At 28.4% G+C, this 26904-nt stretch carries 35 protein-coding genes; all 35 read right to left on the bottom strand.

Going from position 1 to position 26904, the window contains the following annotated elements; all coding sequences use genetic code 11:
• Nucleotides 1–270: 270 nt before the first annotated feature.
• Nucleotides 271–492 (bottom strand): hypothetical protein, encoded by a 222-nt coding sequence (locus ERL59_RS06885; protein WP_160645456.1) that lies wholly within the window; start codon nucleotides 490–492, stop codon nucleotides 271–273.
• Nucleotides 493–553: 61 nt separating this feature from the next.
• Nucleotides 554–895 (bottom strand): hypothetical protein, encoded by a 342-nt coding sequence (locus ERL59_RS06880; protein WP_160645455.1) that lies wholly within the window; start codon nucleotides 893–895, stop codon nucleotides 554–556.
• 44 nt (nucleotides 896–939) lie between these two features.
• Nucleotides 940–1068 carry a hypothetical protein gene (locus ERL59_RS21285; protein WP_268894500.1) on the bottom strand — a complete coding sequence of 43 codons (129 nt, stop codon included), beginning with the start codon at nucleotides 1066–1068 and terminating at the stop codon, nucleotides 940–942.
• A gap of 54 nt (nucleotides 1069–1122) precedes the next feature.
• Nucleotides 1123–1695, bottom strand: a complete 573-nt coding sequence (locus tag ERL59_RS06875; protein WP_160645454.1) for a hypothetical protein — start codon at nucleotides 1693–1695, stop codon at nucleotides 1123–1125.
• Nucleotides 1692–2411 carry a transglycosylase SLT domain-containing protein gene (locus ERL59_RS06870; RefSeq protein ID WP_160645453.1) on the bottom strand — a complete coding sequence of 240 codons (720 nt, stop codon included), beginning with the start codon at nucleotides 2409–2411 and terminating at the stop codon, nucleotides 1692–1694. The genes ERL59_RS06875 and ERL59_RS06870 overlap by 4 nt, the downstream gene beginning before the upstream one ends.
• 27 nt (nucleotides 2412–2438) lie before the next feature.
• Entirely contained in the window at nucleotides 2439–2846 is a 408-nt protein-coding gene (gene ssb / locus ERL59_RS06865; RefSeq protein WP_160645452.1) for a single-stranded DNA-binding protein, read from the bottom strand.
• A gap of 1 nt (nucleotide 2847) precedes the next feature.
• The gene (locus ERL59_RS06860) at nucleotides 2848–3468 is read right to left on the bottom strand and encodes an ERF family protein (RefSeq protein ID WP_235929814.1); all 621 of its coding nucleotides are present in this window, start codon (nucleotides 3466–3468) and stop codon (nucleotides 2848–2850) included.
• A 457-nt stretch (nucleotides 3469–3925) separates the two neighbouring features.
• Complete coding sequence (locus ERL59_RS06855) at nucleotides 3926–5128, bottom strand: phage lytic cycle repressor MrpR family protein (RefSeq protein ID WP_160645451.1); 1203 nt, start codon at nucleotides 5126–5128, stop codon at nucleotides 3926–3928.
• 532 nt (nucleotides 5129–5660) lie between these two features.
• Nucleotides 5661–5975, bottom strand: a complete 315-nt coding sequence (locus ERL59_RS06850; protein ID WP_160645450.1) for a hypothetical protein — start codon at nucleotides 5973–5975, stop codon at nucleotides 5661–5663.
• Between the two features lie 120 nt (nucleotides 5976–6095).
• Nucleotides 6096–6590: a LytTR family transcriptional regulator DNA-binding domain-containing protein gene (locus ERL59_RS06845; protein WP_160645449.1), complete on the bottom strand. Its 495-nt coding sequence runs from the start codon at nucleotides 6588–6590 to the stop codon at nucleotides 6096–6098.
• Nucleotides 6591–6629: 39 nt separating this feature from the next.
• Nucleotides 6630–6758: a cyclic lactone autoinducer peptide gene (locus ERL59_RS06840; RefSeq protein WP_160645448.1), complete on the bottom strand. Its 129-nt coding sequence runs from the start codon at nucleotides 6756–6758 to the stop codon at nucleotides 6630–6632.
• A complete protein-coding gene (locus ERL59_RS06835; RefSeq protein WP_160645447.1) occupies nucleotides 6755–7297 on the bottom strand; it encodes an accessory gene regulator ArgB-like protein in 543 nt (180 codons plus the stop codon). The genes ERL59_RS06840 and ERL59_RS06835 overlap by 4 nt, the downstream gene beginning before the upstream one ends.
• On the bottom strand, nucleotides 7290–7928 hold the full coding sequence (locus ERL59_RS06830; protein WP_160645446.1) for a hypothetical protein: 639 nt from the start codon (nucleotides 7926–7928) through the stop codon (nucleotides 7290–7292). The genes ERL59_RS06835 and ERL59_RS06830 overlap by 8 nt, the downstream gene beginning before the upstream one ends.
• Before the next feature lie 351 nt (nucleotides 7929–8279).
• A complete protein-coding gene (locus ERL59_RS06825) occupies nucleotides 8280–9164 on the bottom strand; it encodes a BRCT domain-containing protein (protein ID WP_201763499.1) in 885 nt (294 codons plus the stop codon).
• A gap of 147 nt (nucleotides 9165–9311) precedes the next feature.
• Complete coding sequence (locus tag ERL59_RS06820; RefSeq protein ID WP_160645445.1) at nucleotides 9312–9806, bottom strand: hypothetical protein; 495 nt, start codon at nucleotides 9804–9806, stop codon at nucleotides 9312–9314.
• A gap of 17 nt (nucleotides 9807–9823) precedes the next feature.
• Entirely contained in the window at nucleotides 9824–10303 is a 480-nt protein-coding gene (locus ERL59_RS06815) for a hypothetical protein (RefSeq protein ID WP_160645444.1), read from the bottom strand.
• Between the two features lie 38 nt (nucleotides 10304–10341).
• Nucleotides 10342–10722: a DUF2500 domain-containing protein gene (locus tag ERL59_RS06810; protein WP_160645443.1), complete on the bottom strand. Its 381-nt coding sequence runs from the start codon at nucleotides 10720–10722 to the stop codon at nucleotides 10342–10344.
• A 180-nt stretch (nucleotides 10723–10902) separates the two neighbouring features.
• Complete coding sequence (locus ERL59_RS06805; protein ID WP_160645442.1) at nucleotides 10903–11157, bottom strand: hypothetical protein; 255 nt, start codon at nucleotides 11155–11157, stop codon at nucleotides 10903–10905.
• Between the two features lie 167 nt (nucleotides 11158–11324).
• Nucleotides 11325–11741, bottom strand: a complete 417-nt coding sequence (locus ERL59_RS06800; RefSeq protein ID WP_160645441.1) for a hypothetical protein — start codon at nucleotides 11739–11741, stop codon at nucleotides 11325–11327.
• 132 nt (nucleotides 11742–11873) lie between these two features.
• Nucleotides 11874–12092 (bottom strand): hypothetical protein, encoded by a 219-nt coding sequence (locus ERL59_RS06795; protein WP_160645440.1) that lies wholly within the window; start codon nucleotides 12090–12092, stop codon nucleotides 11874–11876.
• A 56-nt stretch (nucleotides 12093–12148) separates the two neighbouring features.
• On the bottom strand, nucleotides 12149–12649 hold the full coding sequence (locus tag ERL59_RS06790) for a DUF7167 family protein (RefSeq protein ID WP_160645439.1): 501 nt from the start codon (nucleotides 12647–12649) through the stop codon (nucleotides 12149–12151).
• A 69-nt stretch (nucleotides 12650–12718) separates the two neighbouring features.
• Entirely contained in the window at nucleotides 12719–13516 is a 798-nt protein-coding gene (locus ERL59_RS06785; protein ID WP_160645438.1) for a hypothetical protein, read from the bottom strand.
• 72 nt (nucleotides 13517–13588) lie between these two features.
• Complete coding sequence (locus tag ERL59_RS20730; protein WP_201763498.1) at nucleotides 13589–14272, bottom strand: immunity protein TriTu family protein; 684 nt, start codon at nucleotides 14270–14272, stop codon at nucleotides 13589–13591.
• A gap of 228 nt (nucleotides 14273–14500) precedes the next feature.
• Complete coding sequence (locus ERL59_RS06775) at nucleotides 14501–15091, bottom strand: hypothetical protein (RefSeq protein ID WP_160645437.1); 591 nt, start codon at nucleotides 15089–15091, stop codon at nucleotides 14501–14503.
• A gap of 62 nt (nucleotides 15092–15153) precedes the next feature.
• The gene (locus ERL59_RS06770; protein WP_201763497.1) at nucleotides 15154–15501 is read right to left on the bottom strand and encodes a hypothetical protein; all 348 of its coding nucleotides are present in this window, start codon (nucleotides 15499–15501) and stop codon (nucleotides 15154–15156) included.
• Nucleotides 15494–15985, bottom strand: a complete 492-nt coding sequence (locus ERL59_RS06765; RefSeq protein ID WP_160645436.1) for a tetratricopeptide repeat protein — start codon at nucleotides 15983–15985, stop codon at nucleotides 15494–15496. The genes ERL59_RS06770 and ERL59_RS06765 overlap by 8 nt, the downstream gene beginning before the upstream one ends.
• A gap of 408 nt (nucleotides 15986–16393) precedes the next feature.
• Nucleotides 16394–17323, bottom strand: coding sequence for a hypothetical protein (locus ERL59_RS06760; protein WP_160645435.1), 930 nt, complete (start codon nucleotides 17321–17323; stop codon nucleotides 16394–16396).
• A gap of 100 nt (nucleotides 17324–17423) precedes the next feature.
• A complete protein-coding gene (locus ERL59_RS06755; protein WP_160645434.1) occupies nucleotides 17424–18032 on the bottom strand; it encodes a hypothetical protein in 609 nt (202 codons plus the stop codon).
• A gap of 231 nt (nucleotides 18033–18263) precedes the next feature.
• Entirely contained in the window at nucleotides 18264–18386 is a 123-nt protein-coding gene (locus ERL59_RS21280; protein WP_268894499.1) for a hypothetical protein, read from the bottom strand.
• Nucleotides 18387–18403: 17 nt separating this feature from the next.
• Nucleotides 18404–19687, bottom strand: a complete 1284-nt coding sequence (locus ERL59_RS06750) for a helix-turn-helix domain-containing protein (protein ID WP_160645433.1) — start codon at nucleotides 19685–19687, stop codon at nucleotides 18404–18406.
• Between the two features lie 225 nt (nucleotides 19688–19912).
• Nucleotides 19913–22942 (bottom strand): DEAD/DEAH box helicase, encoded by a 3030-nt coding sequence (locus ERL59_RS06745; RefSeq protein WP_160645432.1) that lies wholly within the window; start codon nucleotides 22940–22942, stop codon nucleotides 19913–19915.
• Between the two features lie 20 nt (nucleotides 22943–22962).
• The gene (locus ERL59_RS06740; protein WP_160645431.1) at nucleotides 22963–25521 is read right to left on the bottom strand and encodes an LPD29 domain-containing protein; all 2559 of its coding nucleotides are present in this window, start codon (nucleotides 25519–25521) and stop codon (nucleotides 22963–22965) included.
• 79 nt (nucleotides 25522–25600) lie between these two features.
• A complete protein-coding gene (locus tag ERL59_RS06735) occupies nucleotides 25601–25909 on the bottom strand; it encodes a hypothetical protein (RefSeq protein ID WP_160645430.1) in 309 nt (102 codons plus the stop codon).
• 53 nt (nucleotides 25910–25962) lie between these two features.
• The gene (locus ERL59_RS06730; protein ID WP_160645429.1) at nucleotides 25963–26160 is read right to left on the bottom strand and encodes a hypothetical protein; all 198 of its coding nucleotides are present in this window, start codon (nucleotides 26158–26160) and stop codon (nucleotides 25963–25965) included.
• A gap of 63 nt (nucleotides 26161–26223) precedes the next feature.
• Nucleotides 26224–26535: a hypothetical protein gene (locus tag ERL59_RS06725; RefSeq protein ID WP_160645428.1), complete on the bottom strand. Its 312-nt coding sequence runs from the start codon at nucleotides 26533–26535 to the stop codon at nucleotides 26224–26226.
• Nucleotides 26536–26904: the final 369 nt, after the last annotated feature.

Genomic DNA, 26904 nt, shown 5'->3' with positions numbered 1-26904 from the left:
TTTAGTCGTGTGGAGTGTCAAAAATCCTTCTCCTTTATTTCTAAGGTGCAGTGTATATCATATCAGTATATTCCATCTCCTTTCAATAAAATAAATATTTTATTTAATATAATTTCTTCCCTTAATACCCTTGAAGGATATCAATTTAAATAATAGAATAAATTTAAGTATACTAGTCCAGATAAGAAAGGTACGTTACTATGTTAAAAAACTCGAAAAAATCATCACTCTTTCCATGTAAAGATTGCAATAAAGAAATTTCAAGATCTGCTAACCTTTGTCTTCTATTAAATCGCCGACTTTTAGTTCTTTAGTTATATTTTCAGATTCAAATAAAATGGAATGCTCTATCAATTCTCGCTCCTCTATTATTTCCCCTAACTCCAAAGTATCTTCTTCTACTGATATTTTTTGGTATTCACCGTAATAATAGTTATACAACTTCAAATGATAAGTTATTTCATATTCTTCTTGTAAAACCAATGCTTTCATCATATACCTTCTTTCTAATTCTTCTTTTATTTTCTTTAGATAAAATAATCGTTTTATTCTACTACTTTTCTAAAATATCACCATTCCACTTTATAAATTCTTTGATCCCTATTTGATGTTTTTCTTCGTCTAATTCCTCTTTCTTTATTTTTTCTTCATAATCCTGAATCGTATGCTTTGCTAGATTTACATATTTCCCAAACCAATGATGATATTTAGTCCAACTTGTTCCAAAAGTATAAACTAATTTATTCTTCTTAAATAAATTGAATATAGTCGGGGATACATCTTTATATATTTTTACTTCGAATTCATACACACCTAAACCAATATGTGACCTATAAACACTTACCTTATACTTTTCCCCACTTAAACTTGTAACTGGATATTTTTCTAAATACATGCACTGCCTCCCCTCATCCAATAAAATAATTCTTTTATCTGACTTTAAATGATGCCAAAGTATTTAATTAGCCAAATACCACCTGCAATTAATCCTAGCCAAAAAGCTAATCCTAAAATTATATTCAATACAGCCAGTACTCCAAATCCTAAAAATGTTTTTTTACCAAACATACTTCATCCCTCTTTCATTTTATTTTTTAAAACTTATCCGATAAAACAGCTCTTTTATCGGTCAATTTCCTCCATCACTTTATTAAAAAGTTGATCAAATGTAAAATATGTTGAATCAATTTTATGGATCCTTACTTTGTTCTCCGTATAGTACTTATCTTCAAAATCTTCTATTACTTTGTCATATTTTTCTTGTTGCTTAAATGTTTCTTCAATACTTTCCCTGACATTTGCAAACTGAACTTTATCTCTGTTTAATCTAATTTTTAATTCTTTAGGATCGCTAATGGTTAGATATACTAAATCAATTTGATTTGTGAATAATGTTAAGTTTCTACATAGGTTTTCATAAACATTAGAGAAATCATATGACTTATACAATTCAGAAAATACTCTCTCTGTGAAAAATAGTCGGTCAAAAATTAAAGTTTCTTGGATATCTTGAGTTTGGTGTAAAAACATTGCCCAGGAGTCATAGTAATTTTTAATCTTTAACAGTCCAATATTTCCATCATCTTTAAAACCTGTTGGATTAACTAATGTCGCATAATTAATAGATTCTCTCATTCTTCTTGCAAGTGTTGATTTACCTGATCCTCTGGCTCCCTCAAGAATAATTAACTTCAATAAAAACCACCGTCTCTTTCTAATTGAGTTTTATAATTTGAAACTGCTCTCACATAAGGTGAATCATCGACTCCATGGCTACTTAAAAATTTATTTGTCCCGTTGAAGCCCATATTGTAGGAAATTAAAATCTTTTCAAATAAATGCTCATCTGCAGTCACCCCTAAATTCCTCCACTCATTTCTTAACCAATCCAAATACCAAATTGAACCTATGGCATTGTGATAAGGATTAGTCCAATCAACATCTTCTTTTTGAATGTTTAATTCAACAGCAACTATATCAGTCAAAAAATCAAATGTTCCACTTGGCTTATTCCATTGCATAATCCCATAATCTTCGCCATTATCATGATCGGTAATAAAATTACTTTCTAATTTCATAATTGCTAATATCAACTCATACGAAAAATTTTTGTTTATACTATAGTCATAAATTTTTTGTTTTACATCATCTGTTAATGGAACATTATCATATTTTGGAAATGTGAAATCTTTTTCTAAAACTTCGATCTTTGTGTGTTCTTCTTTTTTCTTCAGATCAATTTTACTATTATTAGTATATTTATATTTAATTTGCTTTTTCTCTTCGAATTCAATTAAAGAATTAGCTGCAGTTGACGGAGGATCGCCAACTGCTATGCTCATTGTCAGGATTGAAAAGAAAAGGATTAGTATAAATGTTAGTGTAAAAATAATAATTTTCTCTCTATTCAATATAAAAACTCCTATTTATTTTATTTTTCACTTAAAAGGAAAATCATCATCCGATATTTCAATAGTTTTACCTTCATTAAAGAAAGGATCTTGATTGTGCTGATCATTGTCTTTTTCATTTATGGATTCCAGGAATCTAACATTATCTGCAACAATTTCAGTGACATAAACACGTCTGCCTTCATTGTTTTCATAATTTCGAACCTGAATTCTCCCCTCAACTGCTGTTAACCGGCCTCTACGCAAATAATTTGCACTAGTTTCAGCTAACTTCCTCCAAGTTACAATATTGATAAAGTCTGCTTCTCTTTGACCTTCTGCATTTTTAAAAGAACGTTCTACAGCAATTGTAAATGAAGTAGTAGCCACACCAGATGTCGTATACCTTAATTCAGGGTCTTTAGTCAATCGACCAATCAGAACTGCTCTATTCAAATTATTTTGCTCCTTTCTTTTCTTTTGATTTATCTTTTAGCATGTTACTAAACTGTTCATTAAAATTTTCTAATGATTTTTGATCTAAATGATTAATAGATTTTCCCTTTGATGATATTAAAAACTCATTAAAACTTTTTCTTGCTTTTAAGATGTCTTCATCGTTGTTAAGTATCTGCCATTTAGAAACTACATCATCCAAAAGCTCATCTTGAATCTTTTGGTTTTCTTCTAATTCTTCATTAGAAGTCTTATCAGGATCTTCTCCTGTAGGTATTGCAAATGATCTAAGGAATAAATATTTAAAAGCATAGGTCATAGCTTTACCGACACCTTTATCTTGTGTGTCTACTCCAGTTCCTGAACTTACTATTACTTCGTAATGTCCAGTTTCTGCATCAATAATTTTGTATTTTGTATCTACTGTTGTAAGATTACCTTCTTTGGAGTGAGCTTGTTCAATTGGAAGTACTACTAACTTATTTTTAACTAATTCTGCACGGACTGCTTTAGTTACTTTTTCTTCGGTAATAGCTTTATAATTTGTGGTTTTAAACTTGACCTCATTGTCTTTTTCAAGATATTTTACAGCCTCCATTACGTAGATAATTTTTTGATACAATCCTAATTTCTTATCGCTACTTATATTACTTCACCCTTTCAATATTAATTTATTTTATTTTATTTTACACTTATGCAATAAAATTAATTGATTTCAATTCCAGTCTTACTAAATGTAATTTCTTAAATATATAGTGGAATACCATCACCTCTTTTCGTAATCTTAATCATCATTTCTCATTTACACCAATCAGTTTTATTTTTCACTTATAATACTGTTATAATTTCTTTTTAGTTTTCATTAGTGAAATCTACAAAAAACATCCGTCACCGTCAATTATTTCATATCATTGCTCTTTGATTATATCATTAATGCTATTTAAAGTCAATAATTTATTTTATATTACATTTATAACTCTATACCTTATAAAAAAGAGGATTAAATTAATTTTAATCCACCTTCTTTCACTATTTAATATAAAACTACTTGTAATAAATTATTTTACTAATTAAACATTTTATCTTGAATTATTTTTATATAGTTTGCCTATAACTTTTTCATTTATAAATCTCTTTAAGGGATACCAATTATTTGGATTCATATTATACTTTGCACATATATTTAAGTAATCTTCTCTCTCCAAACTTCCTTTTTCATCAAGAATCTTTTTCCCTTCATATATCATTCCTGATCTTACAATGTTTTTTGCAGTTAAACTACTTTTTTCGTAACCCAATGTTTCTGCAATAGTTTGAATTCTTCTATAAAGAACAATTTTATCAACTTCTTTATTGAAACTTATAGTTTTGGTTAGACTACTCCTTATTAGATAATCGTTTTCAACCAAATTTGTTTTATCAGACATATGTGTATCTGGTAACATATGTCCATTTTTTTTAATGTACACAATTTGTGCAAAAGCATTTTGTATCATGTTCATTGCTCTATCAGAAACATTGACAATTCTTTCATCCCCACGTTCATTTCTTACCTTAATTTCATTTGTATCATGATTTACATCTTTTCTTTGAACATTTCTTATCTCCGACATAGCAGATCCTTGGACACCTTCAAAAAGCAGTCGTACTATAACGTTGTCTTGATAGTTTGCACAATTATCTTCAATCTTTCTAATTTCACTTTCTGAATAATATAATTGAATATCTTTATCTACAAATTGACTAAACCAATCAACATTTTTCTCTGTAAGAAGATTTGTTGAAATTAATTCTTTTTCAATGCACCAATTTAAATAAGATGTAACAATTCTTCCATTCACATGACTAATATCATTTGTTAATGGTCTCAAAGTATATAAAATAATTTCTATATCATCTAAATTTAGCTCATATAGATCTTTCTTACGTTTATATTCCACCTCTGAAGAAACTTCAAAAATTCTCAAATAAATATCTTGAGACTTATTCCCAAGTTTAGTTAAAAATCTTGCTTTTGTCTCAGGATTATACAAATCCAAAATATTAGGATTTATAGTTTTGTCTTGGGATACCTTAAAAAGTTGTATCATAAATAAATACAAAGAACCTATACCTATATCACGAATTTTTTCATGATTAACAAAAAGTCGAATCACCTCTCCACTTAACATTCCATTATCAATAGCAAGCTGCTTAACTTTATTAATCATTTGATCATTGTTCTTTATTTTCCTTAATATAGATATGATATTTTCCTCTATATCTTTACGATATTTTCTCATTTAATGCACCCTTTCAAAATATACCTATTCACTTTATTTATCACATGCTTTTATTATAACATAAAATTATCAAAAATATACCTAAAAAGTTTAAATAGGGTATTTTTTTATAAGAGTTTTAGTAAAAGTACTTTAATAATTCTTTAAATTTAATTTTATTTACTTTTTAATCATTACTAATAATACTCCTTAATAAATATTATCATACTTTTATTTCTGTGTACATTTTATTTTCCAATTTAAATGAAATTATTAGAATAATATGGTAATTATCTACATAAATATTCTTATTATAAACCACTAAGATACCTTGTCAAACAACATTCCATTGAGTTTAGATACTCGATTCCACTGATCTAGCTTATCTAGCATTCTAATAGCTTTCTCGCTCTCTATTTCTTTATGAGACCACCTCGTTAATAATACATCGTAATATCTGTTTAATAAATCAATATACTCCATTTTAATTTCCACCTCTCAATATAAAAAGATCACCCTTTTTAGATGATCTTTTTATTAATTTTATTTTTCTTTAATAGTATAACGTTTCTATTCTTATGGGATCATCCAGGAAGTCAGGTAAGGAGGTTATGCTTAGAAAAAACGAGGGAATTTGTTTAAACTCTTTATTTTCTATTATATCTTTCGTTAATAATTTAACCATAGGTTCATTTACAAAGAAGATATCAAGTTCAATTGTTTTAATAGAATCATAATGATCAACTTTTCCCATACCAAACTCTTCAATTATTGTAATCGATTTCTCTAAATTCTCTGTTATAACATAATCTACTCCATGCTCCCATTCAAATATAAATGTTTTAAGGTTTGCTAATAGATTTGACATGTGTCTTTCCCCCTTTAATTTTATTTGTCACATGTTTCTATTAAGCAAATCTTAACATATATTCCAAAAAAAAGCATCAGTTATTCATGTTCATGAATTGGGCTTGACAAACTAAAGATGTTATGTATCAGGATGTTTTTTCTCTAGTATTTCAATTATATCCTGTAATTTTTTCCTAGTTTTATCATCTATATGTTTAGAATTAATAATATTAGTTATATAATCAAGTAAGCTACTTAATAATAACTCATCTCCATCAGGAGATATTGGCAATTCTATTTGGTTTAAACCATGCTCCTTAGCCCTAGAATCAGGGATAATTCTAGACGTTCCATCTTCTAAATATATAGTATCAGGATGTTTCTTGTAATCTATTAATTTTCTCTTGTTTACAACATAATTTCTATCCACTTGAATGTGATTAAGCGATTTTAAACACATTCCTAGTTCAGTTATATTGACAGGGAATTCAAGAACATCATTATCATTGGTAACAATATGTATTTTTCTTCCTATAGATGTCCAATCTTTTATGTCAGATAGATTTACTACTTTAGTTTTATTATTTTTTGCATCCCATAATGGTATATTTATTAAGAAATCTACTATTGTCATACCACCACCTTCCCTTCTTCATTAACAGTGGTTTCTTTGTTATTTTTTTTGCAATAATTCTTCTGGGGCCTCGGGTTGATGCCATAAAAAAATACTAAGTGCACTAACATAAGTTAATGCAAATAAAGCTAAAAACTTAGATGTATATACAGCTAGTTTCTCTGTCATAATTGTTCACCTCCCTTCAAAATTTTTCTGACTCCCAGGAGCAAAGAAAAGCTTTGGATTGCTATAGATATAGTAATCACATCTGATTGGATAAAATAGCTACAAACTATTATTCCGATTGACGCTATTTTTAAATGCATGTAATACTTCTTAGGCACTCTGCTATGTTTTTCCATATCTAAAGGTGCAAATATCAACATAAAGAATACACTCAAAATTGTTAAAACACCTATCTGATATTCAGACAATGTAAAAAAAGGAACAGCATTAAAAATAATTGCTGAAAATACAGTACAAACCAATGCACTATTAAAATGATATCCTCCTGAAACGCCTCGGATTATAGCAAAAGTTATCATTGATATTGACACTTCTAAAAAATTTCCAAGAGGTATACTAATCAATAATGAAACTATAATTGTAATTATTGCATTTGTTAAACCAATTAAAGCAAATTTCATTACTTCTATACTTACAGTGTTGTACGGTGCCTTATTTTTAATATTTTGGGCTATTTTTAAGGATATAGACTCAATCATCAGTAGTGTTCTCCCTATGTAATGATATAAATAAGAAAGACATTAAAGTAATCAATAATAATAAAGATATGTACAATAGTTTATCTTCATGATACTTTTGTTGATAGTATGTTGATACAGTTACAATAACAATGCTTGCGATTATTGTTACTAAATATGGGAATTTAAACTTTATTTTTCTAGGAGAATAAATCTCTGGGATAAAAGAAAATCCTTTATTATATTTTTTTATTAACTCACCAATGACTAATGCAACTATACTTGTTAAAGTTTGACCAACATAAGCATCAGAATTAATAAATTCTATGTCTAGATGATATATAAGTGCAATTACTGATTGTATTAATCCAAAAAACACATAAGACGATACTCCCATTACAAACGCATAGAACACATGAATATTAAACAATTGCCATATTAACAGGCAAATCAAAATTAATTGAGCAATAGCAGAAAATTCTGATAGTTCAAATCCATACCTCATCGAAGTCGACACAAATAATAACAATGAAATTGAAAATACAATTTGCGGTACATAGTATGAAGGTTGAAATCTAAACAATCTAAACATTAAAAAGAAAAAAGCCATATATTCAATAGATGAGAACAAAAAGAACCAGAAAATGCTCACGATAAAATCACCCACCTTTCATTTTATGTCGCATTTAAATATTATCACACTATACTTGTCATATAATGTCACTGCTTGTCGTGAATAATATTGAAATATTTAACACTTCAATTATACCATTTTATTTTACACTTGTACATGTAATAATTGTAAAATATGTTTTTTTAAAATATATTTATATCAGTGATTTTATTTTGCTCTTAATATTTTGTCATATTTTATCAAATTATTCTGAAATAACAACAAAAAAGCGTATTTTATTTTACGCTTTCCTTTGATAAAAGTAATTATTTATTGAAAAAAAGACATGATCTAATAAATCATGTCTCCTCGCATTGCCAAAACTTTATATTATTCTACTAAGGCATCCCAAAAATCAACTTCATGAGCAATAACGATCTGCTTACCTTTTTTTCTAAGACCGATTGCTTTCTCAATCTTTCTTCCATAGCATGAAAATGTCCAGCAAGGGTTGTTATTATCGCCTACAATCAAATAATTTAAATTATTAACAATATTATTTTTGAAAATACCACCTTTATCTTCAATAACATTTTTAATTTCATTTCTTTTCATTTTACTTGACTCACCTGTAAAACAGAAAACACTATCCCTCAATTCAATATTTGGATCTATAGCGCATATCCCTGAAATTCTCATTTCCTTCTTCATTTCTTCTATATCTACATCATGTATATTTAGTGAAGCAGTAGTATCAATAAAATCAGTGAAAAATGCCTTTAAAAATTTATGCTCTTTCTCATCAATTATTCCATCTTCTAGTACATTTGAGATCATAGAATACACTTCATCGTATGGATATGTAGACTCTAAGTGATCATTATCTATCAACCAATTCCTCAAAGATACTAATTCTTTTTCGTTAATTTTATTATCACTAAGAATTCCATGTAAAATTCCGTGCAAAATTTGAATGTCATGTGTAATAAGATCATAATAATTATTTTCTTTAGAGTATGAATTCACTACCCAAAGCACATCATTAATTTCATCTGTAGATAAAATACCATCTTCAATAGATTGAATAACTAGAGGTATGATCTCTTTAAAAGGATGCATATTCTTATGATCATTCTGAAGCATACACCAGTGTTGCAGCTCTTCAATTTCATTAATATTTAATTTCCGATCAGCATGTATACCTAATAACAACCCCTTGAGAGTATGTAAAGCTTTTTCAAATTCAGCTTTCCCCATATATTTTTTGTATTCCATTATATCCCATCCCAATTTATTCCCATCGGCTGAGAGATTTCATTCTTTTTTTTTAAAATAGCTATAGTCTAATTATTCTATGTAATACAATATAATCCTTTTTGTGTGATGGAAATTTCCATTTAGACTATTAAATAAATTATAATACTATTTAATATTTATAGATACACCATGCTCTTTTGATTGAATGAAGTAAGTATTCTCATGATTTGAACTAATATAACCTACATTAAACTTTTCAATATCAATTAAATTCATTAAAGAATTTGGTATTTTACACTCCCAGTTAATATTTTCATTTTGAAAAGGAAAATCATCGTAGTTTGGATTTTTTGTATGAACATAAACCGCATCAGCCCCAGTATCTTCTTCATGAATACATATCCAAGATTGAAATGAATTTTCATATTTTTCAAGTTGCTTTAAAATATTTTTATATAGCGATAGGTGTGCTTTAATGTGTTCATTTCTTATTTTTTTACTATTATTTCCATGACCAGAAAAATCCAAATGGATATGATAAAAGTCAAACCAATTATCTTCAATATCTAATTCATATGTTTCAACTTTGTTCCATAAGTTTCTAAAATATCGTCTTTTACCTCTAAACTTTTTCTTATTCGAATAATAAAGTTCTTTCAAAATCCCACATCCTTTAACTAATCCCACATATTAAAAACAATTTCCCCCACTGTTGTTGGTTTCCAATAAAATAATTGACTAAGTTCTGCAATATTTAATTCATTGTCATTTTCCAAAGTTATAGTACCTTTAATTTTTTTTATTACCACAGTCTCCATAAGTTCTTTTGTACTCATAACTCTATAGTAGGGGGTGAACTTTCTGCTTAACCACGATTCATCAATGTAGGTAAAAGTAGCATTTTCTAAATTTACCGTAGATGCAAAAGCTACAAATGGAAAATGATTATTTAACAAGACGTATAAATGATCATAACCAACTTTAACTTCTACAATATAAAAGTTATAAGGATATTTTAATTTTTTGAAATCTAATACTTTACCATTTTTTTCGGCTATAATAGAGAAACATAATTTTTTAAATTGTTTCTCATCAATTTCAGGTGGTGGGATAGTATTTGAATCAAAAAAACCAGTTATTCCACTAATTAAAATCATTGAATCACACTCTCAATCCATAAGCTAATCTAAATTAATCATTTCATCAATTGCATCTTTAAACCAACCCCAAAATGATATATACGTTTTTCTTTACTCATATCCAAACGAAGCAAAGTCATTAATTTGTCATTAATTTTTTTAAATTCAATCAAAAACAAACCTCTATAAGTTAGAATTCCTATATCACCTTGATTAATTTCCTCAAACTTCTTTTGGCTTAATACCCGTAACGTAACTTTTTTATTTGAATCATCCAAAAGAAAAATGATCTTAGTTGCATTCATCTTCTCCCCATTCATCGATTTAAAATGATCCAGTTCTTTAATCAATACTCTGCTTTTTACAGTTACCTTCGGATATTTAAAATAAAAAAATGTAAGCAATGAAATAGCTATTAAAGAACCTATAATCTCCATTTTATCCTTTCTTTAATTAAGTATTTTTAAATAACACTTTTTAAAAATTCATATTGCTCTACTATAAAATCCGAATTTTATTGTGTATCTCACACATTCCATTTCAATTGAGAGCTTCAGAATTTGGTACCGTTCGCTTAAAACGCTTTTACTTACTATGAATTTTATCTAATTAGTAGTCTATTTACTAATTCCTGCAATAAAAATTATAATAATAGTTAAACCTAATATCCAAGCAATAGTTTTGTAACCGTCTTTTTTCTCTTGTTCATACCTTATTTGCGCGTATAATTCTTGTGCTTCTTCCGATTTTGACCATTCCCTATGCTCATCCCATTTTCTTTGATCGTCCTCGTGTTTGAAGTTCCCATTTTCATCATATTTTTCTTTCAAAAAAAGTTTCCATTTTTCCATTTGCTCTTCTTTCTTGTTCATTGTATGTTACTCCTTTTGGGTTTCATCAATTTTGTTTATATATTTTTGAGAAAATACTACTCTACTTGACGTATTTAGAAAAACCTAAACATCGTCAATTTATATTCTGTAACATATTCTCAAACTGTATGATAAATCATCCGATAAAATTCTTGTTTTATTCCACATCATTTATATTTATCATATATGAACAAGTTTGTTTTTTGATCAACTACTAACCCTATAGGTTCGGTAATATTTTTGAATTTAATATAATGATATTGGCGATCGTCTGGTGTGTCGACTGTATCTATTTTCTCAATATCATTTTCTCTAATACCAACTTTATATAAATAATCTCTAATTACACACTTCTCAAATTCAAAAGTTGTTCCATCCAAACTTTCTAACTGTGTAATTATTTTTAATTCATTCATATTTATTTCTAAGAAACCACCAATTTCCAATAAATCTTCTCCTGTTATAGAATTTCTATTAAGCTTTCCAGCAAGTGTCTTTTCATTTATATCAAGTTGATCTGCTAGCCATCGGATTGAAAGGGATTTTATCATTAATTCTGCTTTTATATATTTTCCTAGATTCATAATTATCAAACTCCTTCTACTTATTGATTTAAGCGTAACAGAATTAGACTTAAAAATAAAGTATTTTCTTAGTTTTGAAGTATGAAATAAAATTAGAGTTTTATCTGATGATAATTATTAGAATCTGATAATTTATAAAATCTCCATATTTTCGTGAATATCATCTAATGGTAAATCTGATTCTTCATGGATTATTTTTGGCTTTTTTTCTTTTACAGATTCTTTGTAAATAGAATAAAACTTTTTTGTTTTAAGGTTTAAACCGAATGCAAATTCACCTTTTCCACCTTTTTGAGTGAGAAACCCACCCATTAATAAGCATTCAATTTTTTGTTTTAAGTTTTCCTCCATGATTTTTTCTTCCTTTCATCCGTTAAAATCATTGTTTTATGGTATAAACATCATATTCAAGTATCATTATTTTTGTTTTGTTGATCTAACGCATATTTTAGTTTAATACTGGATTCAATAAGCATCTTAGCTTTAGATTCTTCTGATTTATACTCAATTCTGTCTTCCCAATCATTTAATACAGATTCATACAACTCTCTCATATTAAGCTTTTCATCACTTGATATATAGAAGTTCTCAAAGGAAGTACCAGGTTGATCCTCTATCGCGACTTCGTACCGAATATAGTAGATATATCGTGCAGATTGATTAAGATATGGCATTTTAAAACCTTTTTGAGTTAATTCACTAGGAGATAGATAAATGATTTTTTTTCGATCCAAACTCTCCCAATTACCATTTATATGATCTGCTTTCCATTCAATAAAATATTTCTCTACAACCTTTTCTTCCTCTTCCTCTGTTAAACCTTCTAACTTTACATCGGGTATATCAAAAACCTCTTCTATTGTTGAATTTTTTACATTTGTAGAAACATGAAAAATATATTTGGCCATTATGAATTTCTCCTTTTGCATCAATCTTAGTTTTCCTAAATAAATAAAATAAACCAGGTATTTTATTAACTACTCTTTAAAAAAATCCTCACTCGATTGGCTAATTAATGGTTGTATGTATTTATATCCCTGTCTCTTAAATTTTTTAATCTGATTTCTAATATTTCTACTTCCTATTTGAGTTATTCCTTCATCAATCCATTCATTAATTGATATTTCACCTTTTTTGATAATTCTCCATTTCTCTTGTATCCAAAAAACATCGTCATCTTCCATTAATTCGATTACCACATCGCTCGCATCTATAGGTATATAAAAACCGCCTTCTTTTAATTCAACTTCTTTAGCTTTTATTATCTCTTTTATTAATGCGTCAAAATTATGTACTAATCTATTAGGATTCTCATCCATTAACCTTTTAAAAACTCTGTTGTTTTTTAGGTCGTTATTTTCTTTATCTCTATAGCAAACTGCCTTCATTTCTTTAAAATACGCCACATCTTCTCTATTTTTTTCTAATTCCAGTATCTCTTTTTCTAAAGAATCAGCTTCTTCAATATCGATATTAATCCACTTAATCATTGGATTTATTTCATATTTAGGTAAGTTTTTAACATTACTTATAATTATATCGTCGTTCTCAATACAATTAAAATAAAATAACTTACCTTCATTCTCTAATGAAGATATTTCTTTTATACTTTCATTACACTTTTTAAATATAAATGTTTCATAAAAATCATCATATTCTGTAATAAGTAAATTTCCTATTTTGACAAATCCATTATCCTCTATTATCTTAATTAAAGTTTCATCATCATAACCATAACCTAGTGGTTTATCTGGAGTAATTGTAATATCGTTCATTTTTTCTTCCTCTCTTCATGAATTATTTGAATGCCCTAAAATCACTCTTTTATGTAAAAAAGAAGTTATTAATTATTCTTCCTCTGCTTTATCACCTGGAAGAGTCCAGTACTTTATTCCTTTAAATGCACGTTCCAAATCATCCATATCATCACTTCCAAGTGTATTGTCGAATTTATCCTCTAAAATTCTTCTAACCTTCGCCAATCTACGTGCTACTTTCCAGTCGTCTATAAAGTTATTGGTTTCTATTGCATATTCCAACTCTACTTGACCATCCTTTGAAGGAAGATTCTCTCCATAATATGAACCTATTTTATGCAAAGAAATTAGTATCAACTCAATTTCTCTCAATACTTCGATAAGTTCTTCTCCTGAATATGTTATTTTTCTGTTGGAATCTAACAATCTGATATTATCTCCTGTTATGTGTTTGTTTTTTGGTACTCTAATAGATTGTTGCATTGATTCAAAATATTCCCAAAATAATAATTCAAAATTAGGGTTACCTGATCCTGTCACTTCTAAGTGTTGATAAAATAGATTATCCCCTGTAGTAATATCAATAACTTCTACATCTATTAATTTCGAATCATAAATAGTTATTCTTCCCATAGCATTACTTGAAATATGATCAACTCTTATAAAAGAATCCAATGAACCCTTAGATGACTGGAAGATCTCATCTGTTTTAATACCAACTTGTTCAAATTTATTTTTGTTTTCAATCAGCCACTTTTTAAATAATTCTTTCATATTTATCTCACCTTTATTTTTTGAATATAATATTCAATAAAGTTCTTATCAAATCCTTTTATCCAATAAAATCGCACTTTTATCTAATGGAAATAAAAAAACTCTACTCTTCATAACAGTTACAGCTCACTATTTATGGCGGTCACCTTCAAATCTGATATTGTAAAAAACTTCCACATTAACACTCCATTCTTCTATCCTTTTAATAAATCAAATATCTAATATTGATTACTCTTCCAATTTATTGATCTCCTGCTCATATTCATCATCATCTAAATATGGAGATACAAAAGGTTCGACGAAAAGGTTTGATTGCATCACTTTTTCTATAGCTTGTTCACATCTTTGAGAGATACCAATATACATATAATAATCATATCCAAAATGAACGTGAAAATTCGATTCATTTTTAAGCTTACACCATACATGGTTTCTAAGAATAAGTCTACATAAATGGCTAATATCTTCATTTCGAATAACCATTTGATCAGTAACAATGTTTAATAATTCAAGAGTATCTATTGGATATAAATCTCTTTTTATTGTGAAACCTATTTTTTCTAAATGCTTTAATCCAAAATCACAATCCACATCATCATCACACTTTTCCAATCCATTAATCGTTAGCTCCTTTATATTCATATCATTCATAAAATATAATATTGCATTAACATAAGCATTTTCTACTGTAAGATACTCCTCGACAGTTAATGTATCGCCATCAGTATCGTAAAAAGATGTCCATTCATCTTGTTTGGTATAAAAACCATTCTCATCACGAAAAAGAGGGTTATATTTAGTGACTCTCCACCAATACATATAATAATCTCCTTTTGGTTATACATTTATTTTTATTCTTTATTTTAATGTTGGAATATAAATTATTTATTGGTGTAACTCCTAGCTGATACAGAAGGAGAATATATGAGTTCATATTTAAAACCAAGTTCAATCTTTAACTTTTCGTATATTTTTATGCCTTCTTTATTGTGTTCATCTTCAAGTTCAATTCCTCTATCAACTAATGTATCTGTATCTATATCAATCCATTCACCGTAGCGACTTACCCAATCTTCTATTATTTCCAAAAGTTCAGGAGATATTGACAAATCCTCAGGATCAAGATTATAACCACATATTGTACACCAGATTGGATCTGTAAGAAAATCAGCTTCTAATTTTAAATCAGTTGTTGGATTTTGACACCCACACTTTATTTTATCATTCATTCCAATTTCCCACCGCATAATCCCATTCTTTTCGTAAAACATCTAATTTTTTAAATTTCTTGTCATAACTTTGCCTTTGAAGAAGATTATTCAACCAAAATTCTGCTCTTTCATTATCATTATTTTTTATAAATAATTCTATCACCTCTTTAAAAGCGCCATCATATTTAAAATTCTCATCACTCATTAAATTCAATCCTTTATGAAAATAATCTGATGCTTTACTGTTTTCCTCCATATCTGTATATAAAAACCCTAAATAAATATATCCACTTCCTAACTCTTCATTACTAAATTGTTTATTTTGAACAGCCTCTTGCATGATTTGTATTGCTTTTTCTACTTCAGAGAGCGTATTATAAATCCCTGCTATGAATTGATAATCTTCATACTTTTTTATAGGTTTCTTTAATTCTTTCTTTAAGGTTCTTTTAAGAGCAGCATTGCCAAGAGTATCTTCTCTATTGGGAAATAATTTATTCATTAAAAGCTCTCCTAATATAAATGTGGGTATGAGAAACAATAAAATCCTCCAACCGAAGCTATCCCAGTAAATACTCGTTATTATATACATTATTAATAACCATCCAATTGCTGATAACCAATATAAAAATTTCATTAGTTTTTACCCCTATTATTAAATTTTATATTGATATTATTTCAATTCTTTAGATTGTCATTCATTCTTTAACCGTTCAAGATAAAATAATACTTTTATCCAGTGATACAATGGTCAAAAGCCCCACATTGTTTACATATTTCATAATGAAGCAGCGTTAACATTTGTCAGTAGGATTAGGAGAATTACGCATAAAAAAAAGCGTCGATCGTTAGACCAACGCTTTGAAACGAAAATATGTTTAATATTTTAATAGAATGATAGTCTATTAAATTAATATGTAAAGTCAACGTGAGTATCCGTTGCCTGTGATTCTGATGAGCCAGCTAGAGAAATGCCACCTTTTGAAACTGATATATTAAAAAATGATGATGTTAAAGCATGTACATAATGACCATATAAATCAGCAGTATCATCAAAACTATTATCTTGATCAAACGTAATATAGAAATAGCCTCCATGATCTCTAGCAAGTAGATTATCGCCTACACCAGTACCAAATAACTTAAGATCGAACTTATCCGCATAACCATCTGGGTCTTTACTTTCAGCTTCACCATTATTTGTTATGTCAGCAGTATGATATCCATTATCATCATAGTACCAATGTTCTCCATATTCAGTGCCAGCAACTTTATCTACATTATTCCCGTGAGTGATTCCTGTAACATCGGAATAAGCAACAAATGGAGGTTCTAACCATTCATAAGATGTCTGAGCCATATAATCACCATTACCAGAACCACTAATAGTACCTACATATAACCTTTGTTTTATCCAACTATCTCTAGTATCATCCCACGTCCCTAAAATACTAACACTTCGCTTTGCATCTTTCTCTTTTTTTGCTTTTTCATAGTCTTCTTTTGTCTTTTTAATCATTTTTACTTTTTTTACTTTTCCTTTTTCATCTAATGTATATTCCACTTTATGATATTCTACTTTTTCCTTTATAGGTTTTCCTGTTACTCCTTTGAATTGTTTAGAGATATGATCAAATGATTCATCCGACATATTTTCGATTGAATTTGGACTAAATCCAAGACCTCTTAACCACTCTTTTTGTTCATCACTAATTACTGCTTTTTTTGCTTGTTTTTCTTCTGCCATTACATTTGATTGTGTTAAGCCTAATACAATTGTTAGTCCTAATACACTTAATACAAATGCGCTTGATAAAATAATTTTAACTTTTTTTAACATTTCAAACTCTCCTTTTATGAAAATATTAACAATGACTCTTAAATATTATATGTAGAACTATATTTTATCAAGTAAAAAACTGTTAAAAATATAAGTTATTTTAATTAATGGAAACAACCTCTCCATCAGAATTAAGTCCACGAAAAGTGAAATCTGTAACATCAACAGAATTCAAATAACTATAATGTGCTGAATACCCATTCTTTACATCCATCACAAAATAAACAGTTGAATTTTCTTTTACTTCCTCAAGAGGTACAGTGCTAGGTGTATCCTCATTACTAACAACAATTTTTTGGATGTCTTTATCTAAAGTTATTATTGCAAAAATAGTATCATAAAGACTACCTTTGTCTCTCGAAGCCGTCCAAGCAAACATCATTTTATTATCCTCTGTTTGTTTATCTATTCTGTCAACCACTACTAAACAATAAAAAATACCACAATTTCTTTCTAATGATTTTACATAATAAATGTTACTTTCTGTTTTTAAAATAATAACCTTCTTATCTTCAATTTTTTTTTCAAAAACAACTGTTCCACCTTCATTTGGATAAGAATATTTTATTGCGGATGATTCTAAAGCATATAAGCCAAATATAGGTAATATATATATTATTATGTACAAAATTATTAATAATAAAATTGATAATACAATATAACGATACTTATATAATCTACTAACTAGAACACTCCAAAAATTTCTCAAATATATTACTCCTTTCATTGAATAAGTTAATATTAATAGTTTATTTAATACCTCAATTAAAATAAATTCTTATCATAGTTTTTTTTACCTTATGAAATTATAGTATCATATATGTTTAAATTTTTTTAAACCCAGATTATTTATCTTGAGTTACTAAAAAAATAAAAAAGAAAAGAACGCTTTTAACGTTCCTTCTCTATGTTTGTTTTTCACGCTGTCCTTCTTACGTTATTACCAACCTGGGTCAAAGCCTGATGATAATGATAAGATTTCAAAAACTTCATTAGGTGCGGTAACTGATGATACAAGAAAAGCAACGAAAAATAAGGACTTTATCACTCTTGTCTTTTTCATTTTCTTTCCCCCTAAGGTTAATATAAGGTTTCCACTTTATAATCGAGATAAGTTTCTATCTTTTCAATGGTTGAAACATCCATCGCCTCTTTATTATTAGTATGTATTTTCATAATCAACTTTAAACATTCACTTTCTCTAGCGACAAGGTCAATCTTACCATATCGTTTTGCCGCTTCTAAATAACAATTTATCCCTTCTTCTATCATTTTCGTTCGGATATAATAATCTCCCTTAAGTCTAAAATAGAGCGCTAGCTCAGCTTTTTTAAATGGTGTAACGTAAGTAATGGATAGTATTTTCTCTTCCAGTTTGATAATATCTTCAATAGCTGCTAAGTTTTCCGTCTCAAAGTATAGCATGATTAAATGATTCACAACATGTAGTAAAGCGTTATCTCCGCAATTTGGTAAAATCTCTTGCAATTTTGTTACGGCTTGTTGATGCTCTCCATTCGCTGAATGTAATATCGCCTCTATTCCTTTAGCATTGTCGTTCACTTCTGGAAGCGAGAATTCCTTATATTTTTCCAAGAATTCTTTTGTTTGTTCATAATCATCTAAGTAATAATAACTATTACATATAGCAAAAATAGTATTTGCCCTCATTCTAGTTTCCGTAATCGTTTCATTCAATGCATTTATACCCATATCTACGCTATCTTTAAATAAACACAGGTTATAGGCATGAACCGACAATTTATAATACATCACCCCCAGTTCTTCACTAGTAAGGAATTCCTTAAAAAACAAAATACCTTTGCCAGATTCATACGTCGACCGAAGTTTGGAAAAATCATCTCGTTCAATAAGATAGGTTTGCAACATACCTTTAGCAAGATAATGCATGATTCCGTGTGCTCGTGAATATTCAATCATCACTTTATAGAGTGTTAACCTAATAGAAGAATTATCAATATGATCTATTTTATCACAAAGCTTCTCTACTAATTCTAAACTATCTTCTACAGGAAATTGAAGGGCTTTCATAGCGACTTTAGCGATAATAGAAAGATTATTTTTTTCTACACTTTCATTAAGAATAGTGAATAAAACATCGACTCTTTCTTCTATCTCTAGATATTGTTCAATCATTTCTTCATATGAAATGTTTAGTGCGAAGCCTATTTTTTGAATAGTTTCCCATGTTGGGCGTTTAATTTGTCCCGATTCAATTCGTGATATGCTAGCCTTGTCAACTTTAGATAATTCTTCTAATTGTACTAATGTCATTTCTGCTTGTTTCCGATGATGTCGAATGAGTTCCCCTAATGATGAATGCGTTGTGCCAGTAGTAATCATTACTTTTTACATCCTTTCTACATAGATATATTACATGGCTAGGTACTTTGGTTCAAAGACTATCTATTAATTCATCTAATATTTTTCAATAATAATCTAAAATTGTTAATGATTTCTTATTCTAATTATACCTGTATATGCTTTATGTGCAATATATAAAGCAAAAAAACGACGAAATTATTCGCTGCCTTTGATAAACTTGTTATCTCTTGAAGCACCCTTTTTTTAAACTACTTGTTGCGATCCCCATCTAATATAACTTTTTCCCTCACTGTCAACTTCTCTGGACATCAACATATCAAGAATATCGAAGTCAATCCCAAAACGATCATGTATTTCATCATCATCAATGTAGTCATTTTTCATAAATGAATTTAATTTTTCTTTTGACATAATAAGCTGTAGTAAATTTGATTCAATACTGTTACGCTGAGTTAAAAAATGTATTTCTTTTTGTTTTGTTGAAGTATATCTTACAAACCTAGCAAAGAATTGATGGTGTGCAGCAAAATTATACATCAGTTCTACTATTAAAACCTTATTTACAAAATCTATATTCATGCTGCTTGATAGTGATTGTTGGGTGCATATTAGGATTCCATTTTTAGATTTCTTTAAATGTTTTATTATTTCTTTTCGTTTGTTTAAAGTAGTACTCTCACCTGTTATGATAAATAACTCTCGATCTGGAAAACTGTTTCTTATATGATTCCAATATGTATTAACTGTTTTAATATGAGTGCATCCGATGACAACTATTTCATTGTTCCAGATGTTAAGCATGTTGGTCGTTTTTACAGCCTTAGAAGGCTTTTCAAGTGAATGATATTCCTTAAAGGTATTAGGTATTACACATGCCTTTAACAAGCTATTAAGCTGATTTATGATTTTTAACAGTGAATCTTTTCGACTGTTACCTGTTGACTTAAACATGTGAGCTAGTTTATAAAATTCCTCAATAATGACTTTATACAAGGCATTTTCATTTGTATTGAAAGTACACGTATTCTGAATGATGTTATATAATTGTTTTCCACTGACCTCCTCAAATGTTCTTGTTATCATTGTTTTATCTATCAGAGTCTTTAAATGGTTGCTGTTGTAGATATCTTGTGTTTGTTTTCCTACTCCGAATACTGTTGCCTTTTCAGGCGCAAAACATCTTTTAAAGAGTGTATGACCTTTTTTGTATGTAGGAAAAGGTTTCATATAATGTTTTTCATTATGTTTAATGTCAATTTCTTTAGTTCTTTTATTCTCTACAAATATTTCTTGAGCTTCACACAACATATTAATTGAATTGTTATAGAGTAGTTCAAATGATGTGAAGGATTCAGGAATGTTATTTCTTGTACTAGTGGCGCTCATTAACAATTTATATTTAACTCTTCTAAAGCAGTTTAAAGTTGCTTTTGTACGTTTAGAGGATGGATTACATATACCGTCAGCCTCATCGAGTACCATCATAACTTTTTGTGATTGTTGTTTAATAGATTTTTTAATAAAGTGTTGATATTTTGTGAGCATTCCAAAAGTCATAATGACAATTTGACCATGCTTAATGTTATTTATATCTTTTAGTTTCTTAATCCTAATAAAATCAATGTTATAACTTTTTAGGATCTCGTCCCAGTTATTATTGATTGCTATTGCTGGAGCCACTAGATATATATTTTTAATGTTATTATGTTGCTTTCTATATAACATTTGAGCTATAGCACTAATACTCTTTCCTGATCCAGTTCCCCATTGAAGATATCCATAATTTTTATTTAGAATGTTGGCCGTATCTTGTTTTTGAATCTCATTTAATTTGATTGATTCGTCATTATCTCGGTCATATATAGTTAAATCATTCAACCACTTCATAACCTTGCTGTTATGTTCTAATTCGTTTAAAGCTTCACTTTGCTGCTCGTATTGTTTTCTCTTCTGGTTAAATAATTTCCTGTATCTGTTATCTTGAAAAGGGTAATTATTATCTATAATCATGTCATTAAAAGATATTTCTTTTTTACCTTTTATCTTGTTTAAGAGATACTTTTCTTTTCTACTGTATGCCTTATACTTCAAACCGTAATTTGTTTTAACTAATCTAGTTTTGTGTTCTTCTTTCTTGTGCTGATTCTTTAAGATTCGTTTAAGATATGAGATAACTTTATTTTTTGTTATTCGCTTCTTATACCACTCTTCCCACTCCATACCTTCAGGTTGTTTTTGCGTTTTATATTTCATGACATAGTTTTCAGACTTAACATAATACTGCCTTGTGTTTTTGCTTTGTCTTATATCGAATAATAGTTTTTTAACTTGATCATTAAATATTTTCTCTTCATCTGTATAATGATTCTGTTCTAAGATTAATTTATTTTTAACTTCATTTTTAAGTTGTAAGACTGGTTTAACAATCTTGTTATGTAATTGATCTGCTATATCTTTTGTAAAGTGAGTTAGTATAATATTGTTGTCTGTCATTGGACTATATGGCACATCTGTTATATGCTGACTTTTCTTTTGAAAGATCATAATTTTAGTGCTAAAGTTATCAACTCCGACATTTTTAAATGTGTTATTTGGAAGTTCGAACGTTTTAATATGATTAAATCTTTCATTTACCTGGTCAATCATGCCCGAATCTGTAAAGTCATCAGATAGAAAAGAGTCTGGAACAATTAAAACAAGCAATCCTGCAGGCTTTAGAAGTTCGTATGATTTAATCATGTAATAGAGTTGACTCATTATTGTTTCGTGTTTCATTTCAAACTTAATGTTATATGGTGGATTACCTAAGATAGTGTCAAACATAACATCAGGTTTGTAGTTCCTAATATCCTCATTAGAATAGTGTGTATCTGAAAATAGGTGTTTTAAAACTTTATATGATTTAATTTCATATTCATTAACATATACATTTTGTTGATTAGGTAAAAAGTTGATTAAAGATCCGTGACCGCCTGTTAAATCTGCAATCATGTCATATTCTGAAGGTTGAATCATTTCTGTTATAAACTTTGATAATTTAAAAGGAGTGTAAAATTGTCCTAACTCTTCTTTTTGTTTATCCTGCTTGAATGAATGATAGTTGTCATAACTGTTATAGTCTAGGCCATGTAAAGCTCCTAGACCTGTGTAACAGTTAAACATATCCGTTTTTGTTATAGTGGAATCTATTTTGTTATCAATTAGATATAGTATTTTCTCGTTTATTTCTTTGCGTTTGTTTTGTGGAATTTCTATGTTTTTAATAGAATACATTTTTACACTCCTTTCTTTTGTTATGCTGCATTTGGATAATTTAAGTATTCATTACAAAATTGTTGTGCTTGACTGTTATTGTAGAATTCAATATCTACGCGACCATTTTTATATGTTTTGAATGATTTAATCTTGTTATAGTTGATAGTATATTTAGATAAAATATCATGCTGTTTGGATCCTTCGCTTAGTTGTTTATGTATGACATTAAACATGTACATCATCTCAGTTTCATTATTTTCAAAATGTGATAAGGCTTTAAATAATGTATTTACTTTTTGATCGCTCCAGGACAGTTTTGTTCCATCCCAAGTTGCCCAACTATCCCAGTATATATAATCTGTTATAGTTAATTTATTTTTATTTACTTTAACTTTTTCATATCTATATATTTGACTTCTCATATTTTCTTTAAGCTCATTTACTGCTTTTTCTTCAAAAGAAAATCCGTCAAGCTGTTCAAATATTTCATCAATGATATTGTTATATGTTACTTCTGTTGTATATTTTTCGTATAATTCGCCTTTCTCAATTGTTACATTATAGTTTTCAGAGAAATAAGAACATATACGACTGATAAAGTCATTTTTGATTTCTTTTATCCTGTTTTCAATTTTTCGTATGTCATCATAATTGCTAATATATCCACTTGGATCTCTATCGCTTGAATAGCTTCTTTCCCCATATTTTTCATGTATTTCTATGTATTGCTGCAATGTTGTTTCTAAAAATTGTATTGTTTCTCTGTATATTGTTTCTTGAGTTTCACAAAAGGTTTGATCTTCTGAACTAATACGTGAATTGTTTTGAATCTCAATATCATCAAATTTATTGAAAATATTATCAATATTTGATTCATCATCAACTTGTTTAAAGTCAATAATGTTATCTGGTTGAATGTTATCACTGTTATTTTGATTTTCATTATGTAATTGGTATGTATTCATAAAGTCGATAAATTCTTCTTTCTTTGCTTCGCCTGCCACTATGGCGTTATACTCTTGCTCTGTTAAATGTGAAGACCTGTATAATCCAACGTAAAAGTTGCAATGTTCTAATATATGATCTGTTAAAGGTTCATCTTTTAAAGAATAATGTTTTTCTATGTCTACACGGCCGACATATGTTTCATTATCTGTCCAAGTTATTTCGAACTTTGTTTTGTCATATGCTCCGTTATCTGGTGCGTTCTTGGCTGCTGATTTAATTATGTTATTTGCTTCTGTAAAGGTTGAGACTATTGTATTTTCTTGAATGTTTATTGATTCAGACCATATAAATTCAATTGATTTTACTTTGATTTTGTTATCGCTTGTATATTCTATTTTTGGTTGTTCTTCTGGTGTGGTGGTTGGTTCACTGTTATAAATAGTTTGCTCTTCTTGTGGTTGTGGTGCTGCAGGTTCAGCGCTGTTAATGTCTTTTAAAACATTTACTAGGTTATTCATGCCTTCACTTGTTAGATAATTAATAACATCGTCATTTACAGTTAATTCTTTTTCATCAATAATACTTTTTAATTTATATTTATAATCTTTATATTGACTATCTGTTAAATCATTAAAGTGATCTGCGCCTAGCTCTGTTATGATCATCATAGAATAATCTTGGATGTGGTCTGCAAATGATTCTGCTGTTATTGGTTCAGTGTGTTCATTTTCTTCAATAGACTGCAATTGATCAATTAAACTTTTTGCAAAACTTTCTTTTTTATCTGTGTGCCTTGTATACCAAAAACCACGTTTTGACCATCTGAAACCATTGGTTTTTAACAAGTTTCTTGTTTCTTCATCTGGTTTATCTGTAAAATGTAACTCTATGCCATTTTTATCCTCGTTATATTTGTACTCTGCTGTTAAATTACTGTTGTTATGGGTGCTTGTTTGTATGCTGTTATTTGGGTTTTCATTATCTTCATTTGTTTTAACTTCAACAATAGTAAAGGATTTATTATTTAAATGTTGCTCTAAGTTATCACTATACAGATTGATTGCTTTAGATAACTCTTGAAGCTTTTTCCCTAGTTTCATGAATGTAAAAACTTTTAAACCTTGTAAACTACCTTTACATTCTTCAATTGCTATTAACTTATATAAAGTGTTATCATTCGATTTTATAAATGTTTTATCTATTTGGAACTGTTCCATAGATAAATCTATTTCTATAGTCTCATATTCTAATACTTTTCCTGTTTGATCCTCTAAAAACTCATGGTATTTATTGCTTATAATTTCTTCTAGTTCATCATTGTATTTTAATCTATCATGATAGTCATTTTGATCATATTCTTCTGTTATTTCTTTTTCACATTCTTCACGGAATTCATTTGTTATGTTGTAACTAGTTGAAACATACATATTGCCACCGCTTAATATTTCGCCTGAAGCTTCACAATAACTTATCTCTGCATATTTATCTGTTACTTCTTTTACTTCTTTATTAAGTGGCATGTTATTCCATGAAATAGTTATACTTGAACCCATCGAATATTTGCTAGAACGTACTGAGAATTTTGTATATGGAAATACTTCCTTTAATTCCTTACGAATCTGTTTAGCTACTTGAACACAATCAGACATTTTTAACACCTCCTGTTTTTATTTCATAATCAGTAATTTCAATACTCCATTTATAACTGTTTTTTTACTTCAAATGACATTAAATATATTCATTGATTAATGCCCATTCTTTAACAGATTCATAATCATCATTTGGAGAACTAAACTTTAAATACTCCAAACCTTCTTCTATCAAATCAAACTCTTTTACAGGATTGGAATAAAATTGTTTCCAGTTGCATGCATCTTTTATATTTGATACATTAATTAAATTTAAACTTTGGATAGTCATAGGTGCGATAGAATAGTTATCTATTGTTACAGTTAACCCTTTTGATAATTTAATTAAATTTAATTCCTTGCCGTCTTCACGTTTTAATTTTTTTATTAATTTCACATTTTGGTACATCGTTTTGCCTCCCGATAAAATTAACATTTTATTTAATGATTCATTTATAAAGACTATAAAGATTCTTCATCTTTTACTATTTTTAGTGTTAAAAACTGTTCAAATGCTTCATCAAAATCACAAATATAATATCTACCTATTTCGAGTTTAATATTGGTTTTTAAATCTGTGAGGTAGATATAATATAAATCGCTTTTATAAATTTCCGTTTTATACAGATCTTGAATATATCGCCGTTCGATTACTTCCATTTATAAAACCTCCTAATTATTTGATAAAATTAACCTTTTAATGAGTAAAAGAATTTAATTGTTTTATTCCATTTGTGGCTTCCACTTAGTTTCAAAGAAATCATCTAATTCATAGCCTTTATCTGTGGCTTGAACAAATGGTGTTTCTCCTTCATTTACTTCATGCATATAAAGATATTTCTTTTGAATTAGACTGCTAACAATACCTCTAGTTACTTTTGTTGTTTCATTTATTCCATTAGCTACGTCTGACACCCAAACACTAGAAAAACTATATTCTCCCTCTGTCCATCCATCTATAAACAACCATTCCATGACTTTTCCTTCAAGTGCTGTTAATTCACCGTTTTTAACCATTTCATTAATTTTATTCATCCAATAAAACCTCCATTTTATCGATTGATTTTGTTATCATCAAAACTCTTTGCCGTTATATTTTAATCTGTATATACTTAAACAAACTGTTATAGTGGAAGCTATATAGCCAATAAATTTTAACCATGTGATACCTGGGAACATGAAATACACTAAAAAATATGAGGCTAAACCAGCAAGCAGCATAAGAAAGAATGATTTGTTATTCATCATTTAAAATGCTCCTTTCAATTTAAAATTTATATTTGTAATTTATTTCATAATGATCTAATATATATTTAAGAGTAGGGAAGCCGTACACTCCCCTATCTCTGTACACATTTGATTAACTTTTATCCTTGTCAATTACTTTGATAAGGATTTTTCTTT

The sequence above is a fragment of the Chengkuizengella marina genome (assembly GCF_009910845.1).
GTDB classification, from domain to species: domain Bacteria; phylum Bacillota; class Bacilli; order Paenibacillales; family KCTC-33759; genus Chengkuizengella; species Chengkuizengella marina.
This window is presented reverse-complemented; position numbering and strand designations above follow the sequence as displayed.